22 protein-coding genes and 2 tRNA genes are annotated in these 26,163 nt (G+C 61.3%); 13 read left to right on the top strand and 11 right to left on the bottom strand.

The window, feature by feature from the left end:
* The first annotated feature begins 80 nt into the window (after positions 1 to 80).
* The 4 genes from D0N36_RS14900 to D0N36_RS14885 all read left to right on the top strand — a co-directional run bounded on the left by D0N36_RS14900 (position 81) and on the right by D0N36_RS14885 (position 3,711).
* On the top strand, positions 81 to 1,367 hold the full coding sequence (locus tag D0N36_RS14900; RefSeq protein WP_190242696.1) for a TonB-dependent receptor: 1,287 nt from the start codon (positions 81 to 83) through the stop codon (positions 1,365 to 1,367).
* Positions 1,285 to 3,387 carry a TonB-dependent receptor domain-containing protein gene (locus D0N36_RS14895; protein ID WP_147320927.1) on the top strand — a complete coding sequence of 701 codons (2,103 nt, stop codon included), beginning with the start codon at positions 1,285 to 1,287 and terminating at the stop codon, positions 3,385 to 3,387. The genes D0N36_RS14900 and D0N36_RS14895 overlap by 83 nt, the downstream gene beginning before the upstream one ends.
* A gap of 138 nt (positions 3,388 to 3,525) precedes the next feature.
* A tRNA-Ala gene (locus tag D0N36_RS14890) sits at positions 3,526 to 3,599 on the top strand.
* Between the two features lie 38 nt (positions 3,600 to 3,637).
* Positions 3,638 to 3,711 (top strand) — tRNA-Ala (locus D0N36_RS14885).
* 161 nt (positions 3,712 to 3,872) lie between these two features.
* Here the strand turns inward: D0N36_RS14885 and cysK are convergent.
* Both cysK and D0N36_RS14875 read right to left on the bottom strand, forming a co-directional pair.
* On the bottom strand, positions 3,873 to 4,793 hold the full coding sequence (gene cysK / locus D0N36_RS14880) for a cysteine synthase A (protein ID WP_116942643.1): 921 nt from the start codon (positions 4,791 to 4,793) through the stop codon (positions 3,873 to 3,875).
* Positions 4,794 to 4,946: 153 nt separating this feature from the next.
* The gene (locus D0N36_RS14875) at positions 4,947 to 5,786 is read right to left on the bottom strand and encodes a serine O-acetyltransferase (RefSeq protein WP_116942642.1); all 840 of its coding nucleotides are present in this window, start codon (positions 5,784 to 5,786) and stop codon (positions 4,947 to 4,949) included.
* 182 nt (positions 5,787 to 5,968) lie between these two features.
* Between D0N36_RS14875 and D0N36_RS14870 the strand changes: the two genes are divergently transcribed.
* Positions 5,969 to 6,313: a cupin domain-containing protein gene (locus D0N36_RS14870; protein WP_116942641.1), complete on the top strand. Its 345-nt coding sequence runs from the start codon at positions 5,969 to 5,971 to the stop codon at positions 6,311 to 6,313.
* Between the two features lie 106 nt (positions 6,314 to 6,419).
* Here D0N36_RS14870 and D0N36_RS14865 read toward each other — a convergent pair whose 3' ends face one another.
* Positions 6,420 to 8,411 (bottom strand): peptidylprolyl isomerase, encoded by a 1,992-nt coding sequence (locus D0N36_RS14865; protein ID WP_116942640.1) that lies wholly within the window; start codon positions 8,409 to 8,411, stop codon positions 6,420 to 6,422.
* 386 nt (positions 8,412 to 8,797) lie between these two features.
* Here D0N36_RS14865 and D0N36_RS14860 point away from each other — a divergent pair, with 386 nt between their 5' ends.
* From D0N36_RS14860 to D0N36_RS14845, 4 genes are all read left to right on the top strand, one after another.
* Positions 8,798 to 9,079, top strand: a complete 282-nt coding sequence (locus tag D0N36_RS14860) for a hypothetical protein (RefSeq protein WP_116942639.1) — start codon at positions 8,798 to 8,800, stop codon at positions 9,077 to 9,079.
* Positions 9,080 to 9,102: 23 nt separating this feature from the next.
* Positions 9,103 to 10,650: a sensor histidine kinase gene (locus D0N36_RS14855; RefSeq protein WP_116942638.1), complete on the top strand. Its 1,548-nt coding sequence runs from the start codon at positions 9,103 to 9,105 to the stop codon at positions 10,648 to 10,650.
* Positions 10,651 to 10,742: 92 nt separating this feature from the next.
* Positions 10,743 to 11,174 (top strand): response regulator, encoded by a 432-nt coding sequence (locus tag D0N36_RS14850; RefSeq protein ID WP_116942637.1) that lies wholly within the window; start codon positions 10,743 to 10,745, stop codon positions 11,172 to 11,174.
* On the top strand, positions 11,149 to 12,195 hold the full coding sequence (locus D0N36_RS14845; protein WP_116942636.1) for an adenylate/guanylate cyclase domain-containing protein: 1,047 nt from the start codon (positions 11,149 to 11,151) through the stop codon (positions 12,193 to 12,195). Before D0N36_RS14850 ends, D0N36_RS14845 begins: the two co-directional genes overlap by 26 nt.
* A 254-nt stretch (positions 12,196 to 12,449) precedes the next feature.
* On the opposite strand, the gene D0N36_RS14840 is transcribed toward D0N36_RS14845, so the two are convergent.
* Positions 12,450 to 15,062, bottom strand: coding sequence for a cyclic nucleotide-binding domain-containing protein (locus D0N36_RS14840; protein WP_242478938.1), 2,613 nt, complete (start codon positions 15,060 to 15,062; stop codon positions 12,450 to 12,452).
* Between the two features lie 199 nt (positions 15,063 to 15,261).
* Here D0N36_RS14840 and D0N36_RS19760 point away from each other — a divergent pair, with 199 nt between their 5' ends.
* Together D0N36_RS19760 and D0N36_RS19755 are read left to right on the top strand one after the other, a co-directional pair.
* Positions 15,262 to 15,462: a hypothetical protein gene (locus tag D0N36_RS19760; protein ID WP_242478937.1), complete on the top strand. Its 201-nt coding sequence runs from the start codon at positions 15,262 to 15,264 to the stop codon at positions 15,460 to 15,462.
* Between the two features lie 104 nt (positions 15,463 to 15,566).
* Positions 15,567 to 15,869: a hypothetical protein gene (locus tag D0N36_RS19755; protein ID WP_242478936.1), complete on the top strand. Its 303-nt coding sequence runs from the start codon at positions 15,567 to 15,569 to the stop codon at positions 15,867 to 15,869.
* Positions 15,870 to 15,973: 104 nt separating this feature from the next.
* Here the strand turns inward: D0N36_RS19755 and D0N36_RS14830 are convergent, their stop codons facing one another.
* The 7 genes from D0N36_RS14830 to D0N36_RS14800 all read right to left on the bottom strand — a co-directional run bounded on the left by D0N36_RS14830 (position 15,974) and on the right by D0N36_RS14800 (position 23,602).
* On the bottom strand, positions 15,974 to 17,038 hold the full coding sequence (locus D0N36_RS14830) for a glycosyltransferase family protein (protein WP_116942635.1): 1,065 nt from the start codon (positions 17,036 to 17,038) through the stop codon (positions 15,974 to 15,976).
* Positions 17,039 to 17,144: 106 nt separating this feature from the next.
* Positions 17,145 to 18,098 (bottom strand): hypothetical protein, encoded by a 954-nt coding sequence (locus tag D0N36_RS14825; protein ID WP_116942634.1) that lies wholly within the window; start codon positions 18,096 to 18,098, stop codon positions 17,145 to 17,147.
* 118 nt (positions 18,099 to 18,216) lie between these two features.
* Positions 18,217 to 19,341, bottom strand: coding sequence for a fatty acid desaturase family protein (locus tag D0N36_RS14820; RefSeq protein WP_116942633.1), 1,125 nt, complete (start codon positions 19,339 to 19,341; stop codon positions 18,217 to 18,219).
* 224 nt (positions 19,342 to 19,565) lie between these two features.
* On the bottom strand, positions 19,566 to 20,171 hold the full coding sequence (locus D0N36_RS14815; protein WP_116942632.1) for a DUF4136 domain-containing protein: 606 nt from the start codon (positions 20,169 to 20,171) through the stop codon (positions 19,566 to 19,568).
* A gap of 161 nt (positions 20,172 to 20,332) precedes the next feature.
* The gene (locus D0N36_RS14810; RefSeq protein WP_116942631.1) at positions 20,333 to 20,839 is read right to left on the bottom strand and encodes a nucleoside deaminase; all 507 of its coding nucleotides are present in this window, start codon (positions 20,837 to 20,839) and stop codon (positions 20,333 to 20,335) included.
* A 172-nt stretch (positions 20,840 to 21,011) separates the two neighbouring features.
* Complete coding sequence (locus D0N36_RS14805; RefSeq protein WP_147320926.1) at positions 21,012 to 21,614, bottom strand: hypothetical protein; 603 nt, start codon at positions 21,612 to 21,614, stop codon at positions 21,012 to 21,014.
* Between the two features lie 122 nt (positions 21,615 to 21,736).
* Positions 21,737 to 23,602: an ABC transporter ATP-binding protein gene (locus tag D0N36_RS14800; RefSeq protein WP_116942667.1), complete on the bottom strand. Its 1,866-nt coding sequence runs from the start codon at positions 23,600 to 23,602 to the stop codon at positions 21,737 to 21,739.
* Between the two features lie 136 nt (positions 23,603 to 23,738).
* On the opposite strand from D0N36_RS14800, the gene D0N36_RS14795 reads away from it, so the two are divergent.
* Both D0N36_RS14795 and D0N36_RS14790 read left to right on the top strand, forming a co-directional pair.
* On the top strand, positions 23,739 to 24,926 hold the full coding sequence (locus D0N36_RS14795; protein ID WP_116942629.1) for a thioredoxin family protein: 1,188 nt from the start codon (positions 23,739 to 23,741) through the stop codon (positions 24,924 to 24,926).
* Positions 24,927 to 25,024: 98 nt separating this feature from the next.
* The coding region (locus D0N36_RS14790) for a hypothetical protein (protein WP_199798355.1) at positions 25,025 to 26,163 on the top strand (1,139 nt) is incomplete at its 3' end.

The raw sequence follows: 26,163 nt of genomic DNA, 5'->3' as shown, positions 1-26,163 counted from the left end.
ACCTTTACGCTTCAGTAGCGCTGGTTCCGATGGCACTCTTGTCGGCGCACATGAGCTGGGCACAGGTTTCCACTTCGGCTATGACCGGTATCGTTACCGACAAAACCGGAGAGGGACTACCTGGTGCCACGGTTATTGCCGTGCATACGCCTACCAACACGCAGTACGTGGCGCCCACCAACTCGGATGGCCGCTTCAACATTCAGGGCATGCGGGTAGGCGGGCCTTATACCGTCCGGATTACGTTTGTCGGCTATCAGGATGTAACGCGTGAAAACCTGTTCCTGACCCTGGGCCAGAGCTTCCGGCTCGACGTGAACCTGAGCGAAACCAGCACCCAGCTGGGCGAAGTAGTGGTGGCCGGCAAGCGCAACTCGCTTATCAACTCCGACCAGCAGGGTTCGGTAACGGCCGTGCAGCGCGAGCAGATTGAGCGCCTGCCTTCCATTACCCGTAGCCTCAACGATTTTACCCGCCTCACGCCCCAGGCCAACGGCAACTCCATTGGGGGTGGCAACAACCGCCAGAACAACTTTACAGTTGACGGCTCCGACTTCAACAACAACTTCGGTATTGGCGGCAACCTGCCCGCTGGCGGCTCGCCCCTCTCGCTCGATGCCATCGACCAGCTGGTGGTAAGCGTAACGCCTTACGACGTACGCCAGGCCGGCTTTATCGGCGCGGCCATCAACGCCGTAACCCGCTCGGGTACCAACGATTTCAGCGGTTCGGCCTATAGCTACTACCGCAACGAAAGCTTTATCGGCGACAAAGTGGGCAATGAGCGGGTTCCGATTCAGGACTCCCGCTTCTACCAGTACGGCTTCCGTTTGGGTGGCCCCATCATCAAGGACAAGCTCTTCTTCTTCGCCAACGCCGAAATTGAGGAGAACCGCACGCCCGGCCAGAACCGGACCGTGAGCAGCCCAGAAAATCCCTTTGGCCAGGGCAACAACAACGTAGTGCGGCCTAAAGGTCAGGAGCTCGATGACATAAGCAAGTACCTGAGTGAGCGTTTCGGCTATTCTACGGGCGGCTATTCGGGTTACGACTTCCTGAGCCCCCGCACTAAGTACCTGGCGCGCATCGACTGGAACATAAACTCCCGCAACCGCTTCAACGTTCGCTATAGCCAGACGGAGGGCAAATCACCTTCCTTCCCAAGCGGCTCGTCGAGCCCACTCGTCAATTTTCCTTTTGGCGCGGGTCGTAACGACCTGAATGCGTTGCCCTTCCGCAATGCAGGCTACTTCCAGGAGTCTAACTTCTATTCGGCCGCGCGAATTGAACTCGACCCTCGGCTCGAACATGACCAACACGCTGCGGGGTACCTACACCAAGCAGAACGACCCGCGCAGCTCTACTAGCACTGTGTTTCCTTTCGTCGACATCCTGAAGGACGAAACGCCTTTCACGTCTTTCGGCTATGAGCCCTTCTCGCTGGGCAACCTGCGCGACGTGGAAATCTACTCGGTGCGCGACGACTTCTCGCTGCTGCGCGGCCGCCACAACATCACGTTGGGTGCGCAGGCCGATTACAGCATCACCAAAAACGGTTTCCAGCGCTTTGCCGCCAGCTACTACCGCTTCAACTCGTTCGAAGACTTCCAGGTAGCCAGCAACCCTGCCTCTACTCCGGCCCAGCTGTTTGCCTCGCGGCCGACTGATTTTGCCTATACGTACTCGCTCGCTCCCAATTTCGAGCAGGCTTTCCCGTCCTTTAAGTTCGGCCAGTATTCGGCCTACCTGCAGGACGAGTACTCGTTCGCCGATAATTTCAAGGTACTGTTCGGCCTGCGTGCTGACTACGTAACTTACCCTGAGAAGCTGAAGCCACACCCCCTCATCGAGCCGTTGACCTTCGCCGGTGGCCAGAAGATTGACGTATCGAACCTGCCCAAGTCGAGCATCCTGTTTTCGCCCCGCATTGGCTTCAACTGGGATGTAAAAGGCGACCGGACAGTGCAGCTACGCGGTGGTAGCGGTATCTTCACAGGCCGCGTGCCTTACGTTTGGATTGTAAGCCAGGCCGGCGACGCCGGTTTGCTGCAGGTAACGCGTACTTTCTCGGGTAATGCTATCAGCGCGCCCGATCCGGCTAACCCCGGTGCCTACACCAGCCAGCTGCCCGGCGGCTACCGTGGCTTCAACGAAAGCCCTGGTTTCTACCGCCCCGAAACAGTACCGGTGGCCGGCACGGTTATTCCAAGCGTAATCACGGCTGTGTCCGAGGACTTCCGTTTCCCGCAGACCTGGAAGACCAGCATGGCCATGGACGTGCAGCTGCCCGGTGGGCTGGTTGGCTCGTTGGAGGGTATCTACAACAAGGACCTGAACACGGCGGTTTTCCGCAATGTCAACCTGGTTGATGGCGTGAACCTGAACGTGCGCAATTACCCCGACAACCGGCTGATCTACCCTTCGGCCAACAACCAGAAGTTCATCAACCCCATCAACGGGGCTGGCCAGGCAGTAGCCAATGGCGCTGCCGGCGGCGGCGTGTTCAACACCATTGTACTCGACAACGCCAGCAAAGGCTATTACTGGTCGGTAACGGCCAAGCTGGAGCGCCAGTTTGCCAGCGGCATTTACGCCTCGGTAGGTTACACCCGCTCCGATGCGCGTAACCTGTTCGATGGCGGCGGCGACCAGCCTCTCTCGGCCTGGCAGCAGACGCCGACCGTGAACGGTGCCAACAACCTTTCGCTCAGCTACGCCAGCTACGTAGTGCCCGACCGTGTAATTGCTTCGCTTTCTTACAAGAAGGAATACATCGGCCACTTGGCTACCACCATATCGGTGTTCTACGAAGGCAGCCAGCAGGGCCGCTTCTCCTACCTGTACTCGCGCGACTTCAACCGTGACGGCGCTAATGCCGACTTGATTTACATCCCGCGCAATGCATCGGAAATCACCTTCGTTCCCCAGACGGTGGGTTCGGGTGCTGAGGCCCGCACCTTTACCCCTCAGGAGCAGAGCGACCTGTTCTTCGCGTATGTTGATCAGGACAAGTACCTGAGCAAGCGCCGTGGTCAGTATGCCGAGCGTAACGGCGCCCTGCTGCCGTGGCGCAACCAGTTCGACGTCAAGCTTCTCCAGGACCTGTTCGTTGATTTGGGCAGCAAGCGCAATACGCTGCAGCTTAGCCTCGATATCTTCAACGTAGGCAACCTGCTCAGCAAGGACTGGGGTATCATTAAAACGACCAACGCCAGCTCCGTGTTGGTGCCTACCAACGAAGCCTCGCTGGCAGCCAATGGCACGACCCAGCCTACCTTCCGCCTGCAGCTCGACCGCGGCGGCCTGGTGCGCGAAACGTTCCGCGACAACGTGGGCGTAGCCTCTACCTACTACATGCAGGTTGGCCTTCGCTACATCTTCAACTAAGCGAACCACTTAGCATTCTGAAAACGGGCTGGCAGCGTTGCCAGCCCGTTTTTTTTTGCGCTCTGCCTTGCAGAATCAAAAAGAGCGCGTACTTTTGCCTCACCAAAACGCAACCGGCAGCTTGGTACAGTACTACGAGGGGGATTAGCTCAGTTGGCTAGAGCGCTTGCATGGCATGCAAGAGGTCATCGGTTCGACTCCGATATTCTCCACTCCCGTTTTGCAGTCGGCAAAAACGTGTACTACCTCCGGGGGATTAGCTCAGTTGGCTAGAGCGCTTGCATGGCATGCAAGAGGTCATCGGTTCGACTCCGATATTCTCCACGGACCACGGATCAGCGCGATTTTTTTTCGGATTTCGCGGATTCTGTGAACAACTAAAAAGGCCACCTCAACTGAGGTGGCCTTTTTGCTTTTGGGCTGGGCGGGTTTGTCAACATCCGTGAGCCCAAGGACAGCAGAGGTAAGTCCGTGTTAATCCGGAGTTAGGAAAACAGGCCTTCTACCGACAGATACCGCTCGCCGGTGTCGTAGCAGAAGGTGAGCACGCGACTGTTCTGGGGCATATCGGCCAGTTTTTGAGCCACGGCGGCCAGCGAGGCGCCGGAGGAGATGCCGATGAAGATACCCTCCTCGCGGGCGGCGCGGCGGGTCATATCGGCGGCGGCTTGCTGGCTGACGAGCACGGTGCCGTCGAGCAGGTCGGTATGCAGGTTTTCGGGAATGAAGCCCGCCCCTACTCCCTGAATAGGGTGCGGACCGGGTGCGCCGCCGCTGATGACGGGCGAAAGCTCGGGCTCGACGGCAAACACCTGCAAATCCGGAAACTTCGGCTTGAGCACCTCGGCTACGCCCGTGAGGTGGCCGCCGGTACCTACGCCCGTTATGTAATAGTCGAAGCCCTCGGGCGCATCGGCCAGAATTTCGCGGGCCGTATGTTCGACGTGGGCCTTGATGTTGGCCGGGTTGTCGAACTGCATGGGCATCCAGGCGTTGGGGTCGGCGGCTACCAGCTCCTGGGCCCGCGCAATGGCGCCCTTCATGCCCTTTTCGCGGGGCGTGAGTTCAAGAGACGCCCCATAGGCGGCCATGAGCCGGCGGCGCTCGATGCTCATACTCTCGGGCATTACAAGCGTCACCTTATAGCCCTTCACGGCGCCTACCATAGCCAGGCCCACACCGGTGTTGCCCGAAGTTGGCTCGATGATAACGCTGCCGGGTTTCAGGATGCCGCTTTTTTCAGCCTCCTCAATCATGCTCAGGGCAATGCGGTCTTTGATGCTGCCGCCGGGGTTGGCGCGTTCCAGCTTCATCCAGACCTCCACATCGGGACGGTCGGCGAACAGGCGGTTGAGGCGTAGCAGCGGCGTGTTGCCGATAGTGTCGAGAATGGTATTGGCTTTCATTTTTTGGAAAGTTAGGAGTTAAAAGTGGGAGGTGAGAGAAGGAACGTCATTCTGAGCCTGCCGAAGAATCTCTACCGTGATGGTAATCATGTCGCCCGCAACGAAGCGGTAGAGATTCTTCGGCAAGCTCAGAATGACGTTCTCTCTCACTTCTCAAATAGAAAACAGGATGTCCCCGGCCGGGTCTTCGGTGCGGGTGACGTGGATTTGGGCTTTATGGTAAACACGCGAGTGTGAGGGGACGCTCTCGGTAAGCCAGACGTTGCCGCCAATAATGCTGTGGCGGCCAACGGTAGTACTGCCGCCCAGAATAGTAGCTCCGGCATAGATTACTACGTCGTCTTCGATGGTGGGGTGGCGCTTGATGCCCTCCAGGTGCTTTCCCACGCTCAGGGCCCCGAGCGTAACGCCCTGGAAAATCTTCACCCGCGCCCCAATAAGGCAGGTTTCGCCGATAACTAGACCCGTACCGTGGTCGATGCAAAAAGAGGGACCGATGCTGGCGCCGGGATGGATATCGATGCCGGTGCGCTGGTGGGCATACTCGCTGAGCAGGCGCGGCACCCGTGGCACCCCGCGCCGGTGCAGGCCGTGGGCAAAGCGGTGGAGCGCCGTGGCGTAGAAACCCGGATAGGTGGTAATGACTTCAGCCAGATCCTGGGCGGCCGGGTCGGCGGCCACAATGGCCTCGGCGTCGAGTAGCAGCGTTTGGCGCAGGGCCGGCAGCGCGGCCATGGAGGCTACCGCGAACTGGGTGGCCTCGGCAGGCGTGGCTACGGCCCGTAGCAGCTCGGCCAGGTCGTTCTGGAGCAGGCGCAGCGTGGCGGCCAGCGCGTCGGTGTTGGGCAGAGGGCGCGGGGCGCGCTCCGGAAACAACAGCGCCAGCAGCCGATCGGCCAGCTGGCAGAAGGCGGCACCGGGCAGCGGAGCCGCCGTGGCCTGGTGGGCCAGCGCCAACCGGGCAAGAAAATCGGGGTCGTAGGGAGGAGCCATGCAGGGAGTTGACAACTGGTTGGCAGCCGCAGCTCGGCGGCAGCATCCGGGAGGGAAGTAACCACTGGCCGGAGCCGAAGGTTTGGCCCCCCACCCGATGCGGCAAGCAGCAACCTCAGGGTTGCGGGCTGCGTTAGCGGAGAAGTAAACTAAACTCCCACACTTTCTATTCAACGCATATCATGGCTGATACCACCATCACCAAAGTAGATTCGCAACACTCGCCCAAAGGTCCCGATGGCGAAAAGTACCTGGCTTCGGGCGTTCATGTTTCTATGCGCATGTGGGAAAATGAACAGCCCGGCGAGCCGAAAGAGTCTTCGGCCAGTGCTTACGAAACGGTGGGCTACGTGCTGAAAGGTCGTGCCGAGCTGCATATGGAAGGCCAGATGGTCGTTCTGGAGCCCGGCAACTCGTGGGTGGTCCCAAAAGGTGCCTCGCATACCTACAAGATTCTCGAGGCCTTTTCGGCCGTAGAGGCCACCACCCCCCCCGCCCAGGCCCACGGCCGCGACGACAACAAATAGCTGTTAGCTGTTAGCTGTTAGCTGTTAGCTGAAAAAAACGTAAACCCCACCCTGGCAGCTGCTAGGGTGGGGTTTTTAGTATGACGCTCCCTGGAAAACAAACTAATTATTTCAACAGCTCTACCTTATCAATCCGGTCGCCAATTTCGAGGCGGCTTACCACATCCATGCCCTCAACAACCTGGGCGAAAATGGTGTAGCGGCCGTCGAGGTGCGGTGTGGGGGCGTGCGTGATGAACCATTGGCAGCTTTCAGTGTCTTTGCCGGCCGAAGCCAGGCCCACGGCACCTTCACCGTAGTGCAGGTCGGCGAATTCGGAACGCAGGTTGTAGTCGGTACTGCCCCAGCCGTCGCCGCGGGGGCAGCCGCCCTGGGCCACGAAGTTGGGTACTACTCTATGGAAGTTCTTTCCATCGTAAAAGCCTTCGCGGATAAGCTGCACGAAGCTGGCTACCGAGCCGGGCGCTTCGTTCACGAGCAGGCGCAACACTACGTTACCCTTACTGGTACGCACCACCGCCCGCGGCGCGGCCGGCAGCGCCATCACTACATCCCACAGAATCGGGTGGCTGGCGGCCTGGGCCACCGGTACGGGCGTAGGCTTCACGCCGCGTAGGTAGTCAACGGTTTGCTGCAACGACTGCAAAGCCTCCAGGTCGCGGGGCAGCACCAGCTTGGCGCGGGCATCCAGCAGAAAATCGGGATTGGGCAGCAGGGGGCGCAGGTTCAGCTTAGGGTCGCGGATGGCTTCGGCGGCCAGCCCCAGCTGGGCCACGTCGCCGCCAAGCACCGCCTGGCGGAGCACCAGCGCGAAATCGGGTTGGCGGGCGGCCGGGAAGTCGGGCAGCCGGCGCTGGGCCACCAGCGCCTCCATGCCGTAGGTACCCACCACCAGCGAGTGGCCGGGCGCGAAGGTGGCCTCACGCACAAAGTCGAAAGCGGCCGGATCTTCGCCCAGCGCTTTCAGCAGGTAGCCCCGCTCATAAGCGTCGGTTGAAGCAGTAAAACGCTCCTGCACGGCCCGGCGGATAGCTTCGCGGCCGGGGCCAGGTTGGCGCAGGGCCGCGGCCAGCAGCGTGGCCCGCACCCGCCACTGGGGCAGCGCCTGGGCTTTTTCGAGCAGTGTCGGGCCGGGCTCGTTGGTGGCGTGGGCCAGGAAAAATTCGGCAGCCGCAAGGGCCACCTGGGCATTTTCGTCGGTCAGCGCCGCCCAGGCCGCTTCCTTCACCGGAGCATACATGGGGCCCGACATAGCCCGCAACGCGCTCAGACGCACCCGGTAGTCGGGGTCGCGGCGGGCCAGGGCAGCCAGGGCAGCAGGCACGGTGGGCTCGGTGGCGGCTTTGGCCAGGGCCTGGGCTGCGCCCGCCCGCACGGCATAATGCCGGTCTTGGCGGGCGGTGGCGGTGAGGGCGGCGACGTAGGGCGCCAGGTTGAGGCCGCGGGTGCGCGCCAGGGCGTTGGCGGCAGCCAGCCGGGCGCTGGTAGTATTGGGGGCCGCCAGCAGCTGCATCAGCCGGGCCACAGTAGCTTCCGAAGTAAGACCCCGCAGTCCGGCGCGGTACAGGCCCCAGGCCTGGCCGCTGAGCGCGGCCGTATCGGTGGCCAGGGCGGGCGGCAGGCGCGTGAGGGCAGCCAGCCCGGCGCGACTGGTACAACGGCCCAGGGCCTCCAGCACGTAGCGGCGAGCCGTAGCGTCGGTTTCGTGGGGCAGCTGCTGATAGAGGCCGGTTTCAGCCGTCGAGTCGGCCGTCTGGCCCAGGGCATAGGCGGCCAGCTGGCGTACCCGCGGCTCGGCATCTTCCTGCAGCAGCAGCAGCAGGCGGGGCGTGGCAGCTTTGTCCTGCACCGAAGCCAGGGCCTCGGCCGCCGCCTGGCGGTAGCGGGATTCGGCGTGGCCCAGATAGGGCAGCAAGGCCGCCGTGCGGCGCTCATCCTGCAGGGTGGCAATACGGCGCAGCGCGCTGTCGAGGGCGAACTGATTGGCCGCGACGGCGGGCGCAGCAGCGGAGGCAACAGGGCGGGGGGCGCAGGCGGGCAGCAGGCCGGCGGCCATTGCCACGGCGGCCGTGGCCCGGCAAAGAGCAGAGTAGGTCATGGTCGGCCCAAGATAGATACTTCGGCCCCGAAGGCAACCCCGGCCGCCCGAAAAGCATCTGCGGCTACAGCCGGCGCACTTTTGATTGGTGCCGACAGCTCCGACTGGAAACACCCGTACCGCAGAGGCTTGCCGGTAGCTGGTGCGATATGCCCGGGCTGCCGGACTGCAACGGTTTGCTTTCAAACACTCCCCTGCGGTGCCCAACGCCTGCCGGGGTTGCGGTGAAAGCAGGTCGATAAGCCAGGGCGCGCATCTTCGGGCGGCAGTAAGTGGCGAAATCCATTTATCGTCGCATCTTTACAACCATTCCGCTGCTATCCGCTATGCCTGTTGTTCGCATACTTCTGGTATTATTTTCCGGACTGTTACTTGCTGCACCAACCGTGCAGGCACAGCAAACGACCGGCGCTGGTTCGATTGAAAGTAAATCGGTGGTCAGCCCTCCAACCCGGCGCGAACGGGTACTTACGCTCCATCTACCGCTGCCGCCGCTGCTGGCCCGCCTGGGCGAGGCCGCCGGCTTGCTCGAAGGTCCGCCAAAAAAAAACCGCCGTAATGCGGCCGCCGTGCCCACTCCGGCCAACCCTGTGCTGGTACTCACGCTGCCCCTGCCGAAAATCTTCAGCACTCAGGTGGCCGATGCCCCGGCCCCGGCCGCTCCCTGACGTCGTCCTTCAACCCGTTTCCGATGGCCCTGTATCAGCCCGATACCATCCGCATCCGTAGCAAGTTCTACAGTAACGACATCGTGGTTACCCGGCAGGACAGCGCCAACGCCACGGTTTCGCTTAGCCCCACCAAACCGGATCAGGATTCGACCTACAAGCTGAGGCAGAACGTGGAGAAGGGAGTGACCAACTCAGGCATCAACGTCCTGTTTCTGGTTGCTATCAGCATTCCGCTGGTGCGGGGCATGGGCCGTTTCATAAACATCAAGGAGCGGCTACCCGCGTGGGGCACGCTTTACGCCCGGTTTTGGATACTGGGCGTGGCCTACTATCTGGGGATGATGGCCCTAGACCTGCAGCACACGAAGGCCGACGATTTTTATGTGCTGCTCGTGCTTGGCCTTATGATAGCCGTGTTGGCATTGGTGCGCGACTATCGTCCGGCCCGGACGCTGCTACTAGGGTTGGTGCCCCTGGCAGTAACAAAGGGGGGCGAGCTGCTGCTACACGCTGTAGCTCCCGCCACCCTGGACTTCTACCACGAAGGATTCAGCTCGGCCCAGGGATTCAGCGTGCTGTGGCTGATTGTTTTCTCCTTTGTGGCGCGCAGCCACAAGCGCCAGGCCGAGGCCGAGCGGTTGGAGCGCGAGGCTGCCGCCCTCGAAAAGCGGCGTATCGAGGCCCAGAATGCTATTTTGGAGCAGATGGTGGCCGAGCGCACCACCTCGCTCACCCGCCAAACAGGGGAGCTGCGCGAAACCCTGGAGGAGCTGCGCATTACGCAGGACCAGCTCATCCAGAGCGAGAAGATGGCCAGCCTGGGCGAGCTGACGGCCGGCATTGCCCACGAAATCCAGAACCCACTCAACTTCGTCACCAACTTCGCCGACGTGAGCGGTGAGCTATTAGATGAACTGGAAGAAGAGCAGCAGCGCCCCACGCGCGACCTGGCGCTGGAAAGCGAGCTGCTGAACAATCTGCGCCAGAACCTGACCAAGATTACGCACCACGGGCATCGGGCGGCCAGCATCGTACGCGGCATGCTCGAACACAGCCGCGCCAGCACCGGCGAGCGAATGCCCACCGACCTCAACCAGCTCGCCGACGAATACCTGCGCCTCGCCTACCACGGCCTGCGCGCCAAAAACAAAAGCTTCAACGCCACGCTGCGCACCGACCTGGCCCCCGACCTTCCCCTGGTCGAGGCCGTTGGGCCCGATGTGGGCCGGGTGCTGCTCAACCTGTTCACCAACGCCTTCTACGCCGTGCAGCAACGCCGCGAACAGCTGCCCGATGCCGACGCCTACGTGCCCACCGTGAGCGTGAGCACCCGCGCCCTGCCCGAGGGCGGTGTGGAAATCCGGGTGCGCGACAACGGCACGGGTATTCCCGAGGCGGCCCGCCAGAAAATCTTTCAGCCCTTCTTCACCACCAAGCCCGCCGGCGAGGGCACGGGCCTGGGCCTCTCGCTCAGCTACGACATCATCACCAAGGGGCACAACGGCACGCTCAGCCTCGAAACCGAAGAAGGAAAGGGCACCGAATTTATCATCGAGCTGCCCGGCTGAATTTTTTAGTTGCTTGTGGGTTACTGACCGTTATTAGGGAAGAACGGCCGAAAGCCCGCCAAACAATTGCCAACTGCTATATCTTTACTCACATGAATATTTTGGTAGTAGACGATGAGCTGGATGTCCGGGCACTATTTGAGCAGCGGTTCCGGCGCGAGATTCGAGGCGGGCAGATGCGGTTTGCGTTTGCCCACTCGGGCGAGGAGGCGCTCGACTACCTGCACCAGCACGCTTCGGAAGTAGTACTGATTCTGTCCGACATCAACATGCCCGGCATGAGCGGACTGGAGCTGCTGGGCCGCATCCGGCAGGAGTACCCGGCCCCACCCCCGCCCGCCCCGCCCCGGGTAATGATGCTGACGGCCTACGCCGACGAGGCCAGCCGCCGGCAGGCGCTGGAGATGGGCGCCAGCGACTTTCTGACCAAGCCCGTCGATTTTATCGCTCTCAAGCAGAAATTGCTGCAACTTGCCGCCCAAGACGACGACCACGCCTATGAAAACGAAAATTCTGGTAGTTGATGATGAGGCCGATCTGGAGCTGCTCATCAAGCAGAAATTCCGGCGTAAGATCCGGGAGAACGTGTACGAGTTCGTGTTTGCCCACGATGGCCAGCAGGCCCTTGATACGCTGGGCGAACAAGCCGATTTCGACATCATCCTGTCCGACATAAATATGCCGGTGATGGACGGGTTGACGCTGCTCGGACGTCTGCCCGAGGTCAGTCCGGTCATCAAAACGGTGATGGTATCGGCCTACGGCGACATGCACAACATCCGCACGGCCATGAACCACGGGGCCTTCGATTTCGTGACCAAGCCCGTCGATTTTCAGGACCTGGAGCTGACCATCGACAAAACTGCTCTGCACGTACAGCAGCTGCGCCAAACGTTGCGCGCTATCCAGGAAAACAATATCCTACGCATGTACGTGGATGAAACCGTGCTCAATTTCGTGGGCCGGCCCGAGTTCAAGAACACGCTCATGGCCTCCGAAACGGTGCAGGCCACGGTGGTGTTTATCGACATCTGCGGCTTCACTTCGCTTTCAGAAGTACTGCCCCCCACCGATATCGTAACGATGCTCAACCGCTACTTCGACCAGATGGTGAAGGAGATTATTGCGCAGGGCGGCTACATCGATAAGTTTATGGGCGATGCCGTAATGGCCGTCTTCCGCAACGAATTCCACCTCGACCGGGCCGTGGATGCGGCCCTGGCTGCCCGCGCAGCCGTGCAGGCCAACCACGACACGCTGCCCGACGGCAAGCCTTACCAGCCGCTGGTAAGCATCGGCATCAACACCGGTGAAATGGTGTCGGGCAACATCGGCTCGGCCTCGCTCAAGCGCCTCGACTACACCGTTATCGGCGACAACGTGAACGTGAGCCAGCGCCTGCAATCTGCCGCTCAGCCCGGCCAGATTGTCGTCACCCAGTCCACCTACGAGCAGCTGAAAGAGTCGTTCCAGTGCCGCCCCCTGCAGGAGGTTGCCCTCAAGAACAAGGCCGAGCCGGTGATGATTTACGAGGTTGTGGCGTAGGCAGAACTGCTCCCATGCGAAGGTCGGTCGGAGTAATCCGCAAGCGAAAGCCCCCAACGCCCATATGGGCGTTGGGGGCTTTGCGCCTAAAGAAAGCTTCGGCCATTGCTCGCACAGGTTAATGCGGCCCGGCGCAGAGAGTATCGTATCTGCAGGTGCACATCATATTGCACCCGAACTTGCTTCGTTCTGCCTTCTTAGGCGCTGGCAGAGCACGCGCAGAATGTTGCGTAGCACCTCGGGCCGCTCCTCCATCACATCGTAAAAATCTCCTGATCGAGGCGGAAGGCCAGCGTGGGAGCCAAGGCACGGGCGGTGGCAGAACGAGGCTCAGCATCGAGCAGGGCCAGCTCGCCGAAGAAGTCGCCCGGGCCGAAGGTGGCCAGCTGACGAGCCCCGGTGAAAATGCCGACTTCGCCCTCGTGCACGATAAACAGGGAATTGCCTAGGTCGCCCTGGGCAAAAATCTGTTGGCCGGCTGCCAGTGGCACCTCCTGCATGATGGGCACAATGGCGCTGAGCACATTGGGCGGTGTGGCCGCAAAAAGAGCAGTGCGTTGCAGCACGGCCACCCGGTCGGCGGCAGAAACGTGAGCGGCAGTAGCGGCGTGGTTCATGAGCAGATCGGCTAAAGCGGGTGATTTGGTGAGGGCAGCCTGGTAGGCGGCGGGGCGGTTTACGGCCCAGTTCATCAGCGCGAGCAGGGCGCTTTCGCGCACTAGTAGGCTGGCCGAGGCGAGGTGCGGCTGTAGCAGCACGAAACGGGTGTGCGCGGGTGGCAGCTGGCGTAGCGCCAAGCTCACGGTCCAGTCGGTAAACATGGTTTCGCCGCGCTCCACTACGGCTTCCGGCAGCCGGGCAAAGGTGGTCGGGGCACCGGGCAGCAGCCGGTCGAAGCGGGCCGCTTTAGCCACGGGCGAGCCCACTTCAAGCAGGGTCTGCAGGGCCTGGTAAGTAGGCCGGTCGATGAGGTTGTCGAGAATTTCGAGGGCATTGGCCTGCCGTTCGCGGGTGGCCTGGGCCACATGGCGCTGAGCGTCGCGGATGGGCTGGGGCGGGTACAGCTGCTGCAGCAACCCGAACAGCCGCTGCTCTACCCGCTTCAGCTCGTAGCCGAGGGCGTGGTGCAACGGGCCGGCACCGACCCCCGCCTGGCCGTGCAGCAGCTGCTGAGCCAGCCGCAACTCCTGGCCCAGCAGCTCGCGGAATACAGGCGCATCGGCTGGGTTGGAGGGGTGGTAGCGCAGGGCGCGCAGGGCAGCTTCGCGGCAGGCAAGGGCAGGCTGGCGGGCCAGCTGCACCAGCGCCCGATGGCTGGCCGCACCCGGCAACTGCCCGCAGATATAGGCCACACGCCGCATAACAGCTTCCTCGGCCACCCCCGACTGCAACAAAGCGCAGAGTGCGGGCAGGGCCGTTGTGCCCAGCGCCAGCAGCTGGCTGGTGGCGGCAGAACGGCTTTTTTTATTGGCCAGGGCCGCTACCAGCGCGGCTACTTCGGCTTCGTTGGCGGTGGGGCGGTTTAAGGCGGCGGGAGTGTTGGCGGCCGTCAGCGGGTCAGGTTCGGGGAGGTCGGCCTCGCCAAACCGGCGGCCCACGGCGTGGCTCAGCTCGGCCAGGTAGTGGCCGTAGGTACGATAGAGCAGCAGGGCGGCCCCCGCAATCAGCAGCAGCATCCAGCTAATCTGCCAGCCGAGGCCGGCGGGCAGGGCCAGCAGCAGCAGGGCGCCCAGGCCCAGGCCCAGCGGCTCGTACACGCCCTTGGCCAGTGTGTGGGCCTGCAGCCGCTCGGGGGCCGGCAGCGGCTGGAACAGCACCAGGAACACCGGATCGAAAAAGGCCCGCCGCAGCACTTCCTGCACCAGAAACAGTCCGCATAGGTACAATAGCAGTCCGGCCTGGCCCAGCTCGTTGCGCACCCCGAACAGGGCCAGCCCGGCCAGCAGCACCAGCGGCAGCGCCAGCAGTACCGGCCTTGGCCCCAGCCGGTCGAGGGCCCGGCCGGTTACCGCCAGCTTCAGCAGCATAGCCACCAGGTAGGTCAGGGCCAGCACCGTACCCACGTAGCGCATCACCTGGGCCTGATCGTGAAACTGCTCCTTTACATGGATGAAAAAGACGTACTCGATGCCCGTAGTGACGGCTGCCAGCAGCAGCATACTCAGGCACATGGTGCCCACCAGCCGGCTGCTGCCCAGCCAGCGTTGCAGGGGGGTGGCTACGGCTTTGGGGCGGGCGGCGCGGGCAGCCGAGCGCACTTCTACCTGGTGGCTGCGGCCGGTAGCCTGCACTACCAGCAGCGCGCCCGCATAGGCCCCAAAGGCCAGCAGCAGCAGCCACAGCAGCTCGGCATGATGATGCACCAACACGGCCAGTACGGCCCCCAGGGCCTTGGCCGGCATATCGCCCGAACTGATGACGCTGAACAGCCGCCGCCCCTGCCGCACATCAAACACCACCGCCGACACACCCCAGAATTCGAGGTTGGTGAGCAGGTAGATAACGCGGTAGCCGGCCATAATAGCCACTGCCGCCGCCACCGAGCGGCCAAAGGCCACCAGCACCCCAATTACGGCCATCAGCACAACTACCGCCAGCAGCACCCGCACCGCTACCTTCTGCAGGCCTAGGTGGTGCTCGTAGTGCGCGTACACCTGCCCGGCCCCCAGCATGGCCAGCGCCGAGGCCGCGTAGGCCAGTGGCAAACTGGTTTCAGGATGGTTTTCGAGCAGAATAACATTGGCCGCCACGTACACCAGAATGGTACCAATGCCGAGCAGGAAGTTGTGCAGAAAGAACAGCCCCACCGAGCGGCCTTCCTCGGGCCGGATTCCTAGTAGCTGCTGCCAGCGGGCGAGAAAAGTCATTTTTGGGAAACCATTAGCTTTTAGCTGGTAGCTGTCGGCAGCAAATTACAGCTTGCACAGGGCAAACTACAAGGAAACTGCTGCACAAAGCGGCAGGGCGCAAATTCTTCGGGCGAACCTCTTACCTTACTGCCCGAAAGCTGCCGCGTATTCCCTGCCAGCTATCCGCTAAGAGTCAGCAGCTACCAGCTCCCCGCCAATGGATTGCCTCCGCGCCGAAACGTACGTGCTCAACCAGTTGCGCCGGAACCTCTCCCCTTCCCTGCTCTACCACGGCCTGCACCACACGCTCGACGTAGTGCAGCAGGCCGGGTCGTTGGCCCGGGCGAGGGCATTACCGATACCGGGGAGCTGGCCCTGCTGCGCACGGCAGCATATTATCATGATGCCGGCTTCCTGACGACCTACCAGGGACACGAGGCGGCCGGCTGTGCGCTGGCCCGGCAAGTATTGCCCGGCTTTGGTTATGCGGAGCCGCAGATTGAGCTGATCTGCCAGCTTATTATGGCTACCCAGATGCCGCAGTGCCCCGGCGACTCGCACCTGGCCCAGATTCTGTGCGATGCCGACCTGGATTATCTTGGCCGACCTGCCGACTTCTGGCCCGTCAGCCAGACGCTGTTCGAGGAGCTGACTGCCCGGGGCCTCGTGGCTGACGAAGCTGCCTGGCTGGAGCTGCAGGTTCACTTTCTGGGCACCCACCACTACTGGACCCGCACGGCTATTGCCCGCCGCGAAGCCGCCAAGCAGGAGCGCTTGGAAGAAGTGAAAGAGCGGTTGGAGAGTTTGGGAAACAGCACGATGTAGGGGCGGGGCTTGTCCCCGCCCGCCGTTGAACGACTACCGCCGCAGGCATTTGATGATGGCGTGGTTACGCATCGTTCGGCGGCGGGCGGGGGCAAGCCCCACCCCTACATCGTGCTGATATCCGCCAGCACCTTTTCCAATGCCGTAAACAGCTCCTGGTTGCCGTACTGCTCGTAGGTCTGCAGGGCCGCTTCAAAGCCCGATAAATCGTAGAAAAAGGCCCGGAGATTATCGGGGGTGATGGTGGCAAAGTGGCGGCCGTAGCCGAGCTTCTCTACCTGCGCGGCATTGAGGAACTGCTCGAACTGCGCCGGAATGGGCACCGCGCAGATGGGCTTGCGCAGGTAAACGGCCTCACTGATCAGCGAAAAGCCCCCGTTTGTAAACACGGCCCGGGCACTGGCCAGATCGGCCAGGAACCCGGCCTCACTGAAGGCGCGCAGCTGCACGTTGCCGTGGGTTTCCTCGCGGTTGAAGCCGTACACCCGAAATTCCTGGTTGGGCAGCTGCTGCAGTTGGGCCACCAGATTTTGCTGGGTGGTAGCCGACTGGTATACCAGCACATGGCGGCCACGGGTAGGGGTCAGCGCCAGTACCTCGGGCCGCAGAATGGGCGGAACCAATGTGGTGCGCTCCTTGCGCAGTGGCAGCCGAAAAAACGTGCTGATCAGATAGTGCTGGCTGCGTGGCAGCTTGGCCTGCACAAGGCGTCGGGCCAGCGCCAAGTTGCCCCGCTCGGCGGCCGGCACCGCCACATCCAGCACTGCCCGATTGATTATCTGCATGTTATCGATGCTGATAACCGGCAGGCCTTTCCACTGCGCGTAGTAGTAGCTGAACGACTCGAAGTCGGAAATCACCACCTCGGGCTCGAAGTCGCGCAACAGCTCGCGGTACTTCCCGAAGTTAACGCGCAGGCTTTCCGGGGCCGAGCGCAGCGTAAGGGCCGCCGTCCGCGACTTCGACACCGTTATGTTCTTATAGGCCAGGTGGAAGCCTTTTATCTCGTGCACCCCGCCGCCCGGAAAGGCCGCCGCCAGCAGCTGGTAGGCCCGTGAGCTGCTTACTACCCGCACCTCGTGGCCCTGGCCGAGCAGGTACCCGATAACTACTTTGCTGCGGGTGGCGTGCCCCAGCCCTTCGCCGGGCACTCCGTACAGAATTTTCATGGACGGAAGAGCTGATTGAATGTAAAAATCATTCCTTGCGGGGTCATTAAAACGTCATTCAGAGCATATTGCGCTCTGAATGACGTTTGCTTAGCTTACAGCCCAGTTACCGCCGCGAGAAGCCCGGAATACGGAACTGCAGGCCCAGGCTCGGAATAAAGGTGAGGCCGCTGAGCTTGGTGGTTTGGTTGTTGAGCAGCCGGTATTCGCCGTAGTTCTGGTAGTAGACCGATAGCGCCGGAATGACGTAGGCGTAGCGGTAGCCGAGTTTGGCATTAAAGAATATCCCGTACGAGCCAAAATTCTGGCGCACCGTGGGCAGCTCGGGCACCTTGCCCGTCACGAACTGGCTGCCCGGCCCATTGAACAGGCTGCCCGGCGTGAGACCGTAGCGCAGGAACGTGTGGGCGTACACCACACCGTAGGAAATGGCCCCGATTTCCTCCTCCGCGCCCAACGACTGGCTAAACACCAGCGGCACAATAAGGTCATGGCGCGAGGCCCGGAAGCCGAGCAGCGCGTTTATATCGTCGAAAAAAGGAATGCTGGGCAGCTTGGTGCGCTGGGTGGCGTACTGCAACCCGATGCTGGCGTAGGTGACGCCGGCTTGGCGGGTACCGGGGTTTTCGACCGTACCTACCGGCCCCAGAAACTGGTACATGGCATCGAAAACGTGCGAGCCGAAGGCGTACTTGTAGCCCACATCAAGCCGGTCGATAACGCCGTAGCGCAGGTACAGGTCCGACGAAGGCCGCACCGGGTCGAGGGCGAAGGCAATGGCGGCCACCTGCAGCTTCTCGATGGTCTGGTTGTAGCGCACCGTGTCGTTGGCGGCCTTCTGGGCCAGCTCGCGGGCGGCCGATTTGAGGGTAGAGCCTGCCTTGCTGATGGTTTCGGTGGGCGCATTGAAAGCCAGGTTGCCGCCTACCCGAAACTCGCCCCGGGGCGTTACTTTGCCGGTGCTCACAATGGCACGCGGCGCGGTGCAGCCAACGGCCAGCAGGCCGGCGCTACCCGCCAGCAACCCGGCGGCCCAGCGCCGGGAGAAAATAGTCTTCATAGAGTGGCGCATAAAAAGTACGTTCATTCGGTGGGCCAAAACCGGGCCGAAGGTACTTTTTATTGCGCAGAGCGGAAGCCCGGCCTCCAATACTGCCCGGACGCTTCGGGCAGGCCAGCTACGCTGCTACCTGCGCCTGCGGGGCCTGCTGCGCCGTGGCCCAGGCCTCAGCTCCAAACTGCCGCAGCACCCGGTGGTGCGACTGCAGCGCGCCCACAAACGTGGGGTTTTCCAGGTAGGGCAGATCGAACTCATGAGCCGTTTCGCGCACAATGCGGGCCAGCGCCGGGTAATGAATGTGGCAGACCTTCGGGAACAGGTGGTGCTCGATCTGGCGGTTGAGGCCGCCGCACAGGAAGCTGGCCAGCCGGCTGTCGGGCGAGAAGTTTGCGGTGGTACGCAGCTGGTGCACGGCCCAGGCCTCACGCATGTCGTTCTGCTCGTCGGGCAGCGGGAAAGCCGTGCCCTCTACTACATGGGCCAACTGAAACACGAGGCCCAGCACCAGCCCTTCCACGAAGTGCATCAGCACAAAGCCCAGTGCCCACTGCCACCACGTAATATCGAGCACCAGCAGTGGCACCACAATAAACAGCACGTAGTAAACGGCCTTGTAAAAGAACAGGTTGAAATACTCGCGGCGCGGATGATTGGCCACCTGCTGCCCGATTTTGGGCTGGAAGAACTTCACGTAATCTTTGCGCAGTACCCACGAGAGCGAAGCCAGCCCATAGAGCAAAAACGCATACCAGTGCTGATACCGCTGAATGCGGCGTACCGGCTCGCTGGCATCGAGCCGCACCAGACCGGGCGCTACCTCGATGTCTTCGTCGTGGCCGGCAATATTGGTGTAGGTATGGTGCACCACGTTGTGGGTGATGTTCCACACGTAAGGGCTGGCCCCGATCAGGTTAAAAATCAGCCCCAGACCCTTGTTCACGCGCTTATTGGCCGAAAACGAGCCGTGCAGCGCATCGTGGCACACATTGAAGCCAATAAAGGCGCAGATGGACCCGAGCAACGCCGCCAGCCCAGCCATAACAGGCACGCTGAACTGGTTGGAGATGATCAGCCCGTAGGTGAGCACGAAGGAACCCAGGAAAAAGATGGTTTTGGCCCACATAGCCCCGTTGGCGTGGCGCGAGAGGTTTTTGTCGCGGAAATAGGCGTCGGCCCGCTCACGAACCGTGGCAAAAAACGTAGAACGCTGGACGTTGGTAAACCGAAGGGGCTTGGTGGTCATGCGGCGTTGGTGCTGTGGAACAACAGCAGAGCTACTCTGCTACAAAGGTAAAAATGGGTGGCCGCCGATTGGCAGGCTAGCACGAAGGTAGCGCTATTGCCCCAACCAAATGGCCGGCAGCAACCGCCTTGTTCTGCTATTCAGGCGCTGGATTGATGCCGGCGGCTGAACTGAGCGTTAAACTGCGAAGGGTGGCGTTTGGTTCGGCGGCCAGGGCCGGGGCCCTAGTCTTCGTCGGAGTCAGCTGGACTCTGGCCATTTAAATAACCAGCCGTAAAAACGTGATACTGGTCGAAAATGGAGCGTACCGAGCGGCGCAGCACCACCTCACCCCGCGGACCGGGCGGCACGCTCACGCCCGAGGCGTAGCCGTTCCAGATGGCCTTGTTCGAGCGGTTGTCGATGAGCGTAACGAGTAGTGTGCCTTCCGAGAGCAGCAACCGGACCGGCTGGTAGCCTTTGCGGGAATCTTTGGGGGTGTCCTCGTCCTCGGCATCACCGTTTTTCACCCACTTGGTAAAATCGTCCTGAGAGTAGCCCCGGAAGCGCATATCACCTTCGAACAGATGAAAGTTTATCAATAGATCGGGGCGGCGGCGGGCCAAGCGGTAGCCCTGCACTTTGAGGCGGGTACGAATGGCGTCGCGCACAGCCTCACCCAGCCGGCTGGTATCGGAGTTAAGGCCGTCGCCGCTCACAAACTCGTAGGTGCGGTAACGCCGGAACTGCCCGGAATAACTGTAGTCGGATTCGACACGGGCCTCCTGTGACATCAGGCAACCCGACAGCAGCATACTCGCGCCGCCTAGTAAAGTAATCGTCCAGTTCATAAGCGCGTGGAAATTGGTGAGTCGTGCTTACTAAACTACGAAACCCAACGCGCTTATCGATTGACTATCAGTCGAAAAAGCCCTTATTTTTTTACTTTATCCGGCCTCATCTGCTCCAGGACGGCCCCAAGACGGCCACAGGCGGCCAGAGAGCCGAATACTTATCCGCCGGAGCGGGCGTGGCGGCGCAGCTGCAGCGCCCTAATCTGCTCCAGCAACTCGCCGCTGCCGGGGCCGCGCACCTCCGCCCCTACTATCAGCTCCTGCACCGGCAGAAACGTAATGGGCGCAGCCGGCGCACCCGCTTCTTTAAGCCACTGTTGCAGCTGTTGAGCGGAGCTGAGGTACACAATAGCCCCCAGGCCCAGCCAGCCGTGGGCGGCGGCGCACATGGGGCAGTGCTCGCCGCTGGTGTACACCGTGGCCCCCTTCCGCTCCTCAGCCGACAGGTTTTCGCCGGCCCAACGCACCAACTCAATTTCAGGGTGAGCCAGGTTGTTGAGCTCGTTCACCCGGTTGCGGGCGGTGGCCAGCACCTCACCGTTGTCACCCACCAGCACCGAGCCAAAAGGCTCGTCACCGGCCGCTAGGGCCTCTTCGGCCAGCTTCAGGCAGTGGCGCAGGTGGGGCAGGTCATTGTCGGTGAGAGGCTGGGGGGTGGTGGGCATAGCTACTAGATTAAATGGCACGGATAGCTTGTGCTAACGCCATACGCGAGGTGGCCGGGGACGTTTTAACAGCGCTTCGTTTTGCTTTATTTTTCCGTTAGCGCAGCAATGATTGCTAATTCATTAGATAGATAGTTAGCGTAAGAAGGTGCCCTTCGGTTCTTACAATGTCTTATTGGACGGCTCCCTGGTTGTTCTTATAAAAGTTAATATAATCGAACATTTCACCAACTGAATGACTCAAGTTTACAAGCGGATGTCTATGGATTTTATTATCAGTGGTAAATACTATGAGCCAGGCTTCTCCGAATCGGCTACTATCCTTCGTCATGAGCAAAATTTCCACAACTTTCGGCCATTTCACTGGCTTTTTATTAACCCGTATATGACTGCTATTTATTTCAAGTCTTCTGGTAAAGACGTTCTTGACGATAAACCTTATAAATAGTGTTATTAAAATTAAAAATCCTGTAGCAACCAGGCGGTGAATATCCCCCATAATTAAAAGTAGCATAACGGATGCTGCGTAAAATGCCACTCCAAGGGGAATACAAGCTATAGCCTTAAGCAACCATGCTGTTTTTATGGTAATGCCAGCTGTATAGTCGACTTCTTTGCGCGTCTTCTTGAAATCTTTAGCGAAAAAGAAGCGGGGCTCATGCCAGAAAATTCCATCTAATATGCCCTTCTTGGTTTGCTCACGCGCCATGAACTCATGCACTATACTCATGTTTTCTGCTAGATATGAATAATTATCTGGCTTCAAAGCAGCCAAATAACCAATAAGTTTAAGCGCTATTTAAATTCTACTTCAATGGGCAGCAGCAATTTTAATGCTCCTTCGTGAAAAACGTACCATGCTGCGCAAAATATTCCTACGACGATTGTGCGAACCGCTTACCGATACCCGGCCGCCTGCAGCTTGAACAACTCGGCGTAGCGGCCACCGTTGGCCAGCAGCTCCTCGTGGCTACCAATTTCCTGGAACTGGCCGTTTTCGATAACCAGGATGCGGTCGGCCATGCGGACGGTGCTGAAACGGTGGCTGATGAGGACGGCGGTTTTGCCCAGCGTCAGGTCCTTGAAGCGCTGGAATACCTCGTACTCGGCGCGGGCGTCGAGGGCAGCGGTGGGCTCGTCGAGAATCAGGAGCTGGGCGTCGCGCATGTAGGCGCGGCCGAGCGCTATTTTCTGCCACTCGCCCCCGCTCAGGTCCACGCCGCCGTTGAAGCGGCGGCCAATCATCTGGTCGTAGCCAGCGGGCAGCTTGGCAATAACCGAATCGGCCAGGCTTTGAGCGGCGGCCTGCTCGATGCGGGGGCGGTTGTGCTGCTGCTCGATGCGGCCTACGGCCAGGTTCTGGCCGGCCGGCAGCTGGAAGCGCACGAAGTCCTGGAAAATCACCCCGATTTCCTGGCGCAGCTCCCGCGGGTCATACTCGCGCAGGTCGTAGCCGTCGAGCAGAATGCGGCCCTCGGTGGGGTCGTAGAGGCGCGAGAGCAGCTTAACCATCGTGGTTTTGCCGGCCCCGTTTTCGCCCACCAGCGCCAGCTTTTCGCCGGCCTGCAAGCGGAAGTTGAGGTGGCGCAACGCCCATTTTTCGGCGTTGCGGTACTGGAAGCCCACGTTTTCAAATGTGAAGCCCTCGCGGATAGGATTGGGAAAAGGCCGCACCGGCTGGCTTTCGTCACGGCGGATGCGGGGCTCCAGCCGGAAGAAGTCGAAGAAATCCTGCAGGTACAGCGCACCCTCGGCCACCGAGCTGAACCGACTCAATATCCCTTCGAGCAGGCCCCGCATGCGGGCAAACGAGCCGGCCAGAAACGTGAGCTGACCAATGCTGACGGCCCCGGCCACGGCCTGCATAATGATGTAGACGTAGGCCGCGTAGTAGCCCGCCGCGCCCACCGCCGCGAAGAACGTGCCCCAGCCAGCCCGTTTCACCACCAGCGCCTTATTCTTGGCGTAGAAATCATCGGACAACGTCCGGAACCGATCCGTGAGAAAGGTCGAAAGGCCGAAAATCTTAACCTCCTTGGCCGTGTCGTCGGAGGCGCCGGTCTGGCGCAGGTAGTCCAGCTCGCGGCGCTCGGGCGTCCAGCCGTGCACCAGCGAGTAGCTGCGCTCGTTGAAGTGCGACTCGCCCAGAAAGGCCGGCACCACCGCCACCAGCAGCAACACCAGCAGCCAGGGGTTGAACGCCACCAGCCCCACAGCCAGAAAACCCATCGTAATGGCATCCTGGGCCTGGCTGAGCACCTGCGACATGAGCACGGTACGGGAAAGCGTCTGGCGGCGGGCCCGCTCCAGTTTATCGTAGAAAGTGCTGTCCTCGAACTGGTCCAAGTCCAGCTCGGCAGCGTGCTCCATCAGGCGAATGGAGGTCTGGTTGGCGAACAGGTCGCCGAGCAGCGAGTCGAGCAACGCCACGCCGCGGCCCAGGGCATCGGACAGGATAGCCAGGCCGAACTCCAGGGCCACCAGCGTGAGTATCGGCGTCAGCTCGCGGGCATCGGCCGGCTGCTTGGTCAGGCCGATGATGGAGTCGAGGATGAGCTGGGCGATGTAGAGCATGGCCACCGGCAGAGCCGCCCGCAGCAGGCGCAGCGCCACGTTGCCCAGCGTCAGGGCCGGGCTGGTCTGCCAAATCAGGCGAAGGAAAGCCGGCAGGTTTTTAAGGGCCGAAAACCGCTCCCGCACCGAAAGGGCGGGCTTGCCATCGGCACGGGGCTTTTTAGCGAAAAAGGAATCAGAAGGAGCCATAGGCCCCTTGTACGGCACACTTCGGGCCGGGGTGCCCAGGCGGCCGTTTTGGCAGGTTTGGTTCGGGAAATAGGCTATCTTACGGCCGTTATTTACGGCGTCGGCAGTTGCCAGCGGCGACTTTAGACCCTTGATTATGAAACGGATGATTACGCTGGCGCTGCTGTGCCTGCTTGGCCTCGTGGCCCGGGCTCAAACCGCAACCTTGGCCTTCGAGCTGACCTCGTGGAACGCCGCGTTGGAGAAGGCCCGGCAGACTCACCGGCCCATCTTCGTGTACGCTTACGCTCCGGGATGCCACTTCTGCAAGGAGATGGAAAACAGCACTTTCCAGGACCCCACGGCCACCGCCTATTACAACGGCACTTTCGTAGCGTTTAAGGTAGATATAGAGGCGGATACCGCGTTTGCGCGCCGCTACGACATTATCTCGTATCCAACTTACCTCTACCTTGATGCAGCGGGCAACCTGCTGTATCGCAGCGGTGGGTACAAGAAAGCACCCGACTTTGTGGCCGAGGGCCGGGCCGCATTTGATCCTCAAACGGCGTTTTATAGCTTGCAACAGCAGTATCAGAGTTGTAGCCGCACGCCCGACTTGCTCTACCGCTACTCGCAAGCGCTGAATTTTCCCAGCCAGCAGAACCCACAGCCGCAAGTGGTAGCCGAATACCTGGCCACGCAATCGGCGGAGCAGCTACGTAGCGAGCAAAACCTGCGGTATATCTTCAAATATTCCACCCCGCAGACCGACCAGTATTTCCTGGCTCACCAGGCGGATTTTACGCCCTGGTTTTCGGCCGAGGAGCGGCAGTATAAAGCCGACCGCATGATCATAAACCAGGCATCTGATTTAGGTGAAAAATCTAATGCGCAAGGTCTGCAGCAGCTGCGGCAACTCATCAAAACCAACTTCGCCGATACTGCGCGCGCTAACAGCCTCGCCACCATCAACTTTCTGGAAGGTCGCCGGGATTGGGTGCGCTACGCCCGCTCCACGCGCCGCTACAGCCAGCTGCCCGCCCCCGATACGTATACGCTCAGCAAAACCGCCACCTACGTGTACCACTTCGCCAAGGAGCAGGGCGCGGCGCAGCAGCAGGAGGCCATTGTGGCCGCACTGGACGTAATGCCAGTGCTACTGAAGCAGCAGCGCAACTACGAGACCCTATTGCTGTACGCCAAGCTGCTGCAGCAGGCCCAGCGTCAGGCACCAGCCAAGGCTGCGGCGCAGGCGGCCTTGCAGCAGGCAAAACTGCAGAACGAGTCGGACGAAGATGCGCGAGAGCTGCTGCAGGCCATTGATGCCGGGGCGAAAAAGTAGGCCCCCGATAGATCTGGTTGGCAGTTGATAGCAGCAGCGGCAGAAGGTCCGGCGTTGCGTCGCGTACTTTTACCGTTCTCGTCGCCGTTGCTTCCCCTATGCTCCACCGCCTCACCTTCGCCCCCTTCGCCAATGCCGCTGCCGCCACTTGGTTTGCGGATTTGGGCGACGCGCTGGAAGCTGACGGCACAACCGGGCTGCTGCTGGCGAATCTGGCGGTTTCCGAAGACCAGATGCTGCCCGCCGTGGCTGTACTGCCAGGCCGGGTGGTCGTGCTGCAACCGGCCGCCGCGCTGGGCGGCACCACGACCCGGCAGCAGCAGACGGCGCTGGCGGCTTGGATGGGTACCTGGCCCGAACTGCCGCCGGTGCCCGCCACGGCCATTACGGGTTTTACCATCGGGGCTGTTTCGGCCAACACGGCCACTGACTGGCCCACCACAACGTTTGCAGCACTGCCTCAGAACTTGCGGGAGTTGTCGGCAGTGCTGCCGGTGTCCGCGGCCGTGCTGGAGAACTGGGCGGCCAGTCTCATCGAAGACGAAGAAGAGGAGGAAACTTACCCGACAGCTTTCTGGGAGCAGAAAGCCCGGCAGCTGTGGAACTGGCTCGGGGCCGCCGACGTGCCCGCCGACCCACCTTACGGCACCGCCCCGGCGCCGTCGGTACCACCCACCGATGCGGCAGCCGAGCAGCAGCGGTTGGAGCAGTTGCGGCAGCAGCTTTTTGCCGAGCTGGAGCAGCAGCGCCTGCAGATGGAAGCCCGCGAAGCCAGCCGCGAGCAAAGCATTGCCCAACTTCAGCAGCAGTTGGCCGCCACGCCTTCGGCTGCTGCCGAAGTCACCGCCCTGCAGGCCCGCCTAGCCGCCGAAACGCAGGAGAAAAACGCGCTGGCCGCAGCCATTACCGCTTCTCGCCAGGAAGCGGAAATCCGCAACCGCGAGCTGGAGGCCCGCATGCAGCAGCTGGGCCGGCAGATGGAGCAGCTCCGGACCCGCCCCGCCGCCGAAACTGTGGCGGCTGCCGCGCCAGTTGCCATTGCACCTGCCGCTGCCGCCCCGGGAACTGCGCCAGCTCCGTCGGAGCCGGCCGCTAAACCGCGGGCGGGAGTGATAGGCACTCAGGAAAGTATTCATCAGCATGGCCGGGGCCAGCAGATTTATGTCGAACACGAACTCGAAGTGCTCGTTGGGCTGCTCGCCCAGGTAGCCGATTTCGCCCAGCACGGCAGCGTTGT

Origin of the sequence: Hymenobacter lapidiphilus, from assembly GCF_003417065.2 — a bacterium.
Taxonomy (GTDB): Bacteria; Bacteroidota; Bacteroidia; order Cytophagales; family Hymenobacteraceae; genus Hymenobacter.
This window is presented reverse-complemented; position numbering and strand designations above follow the sequence as displayed.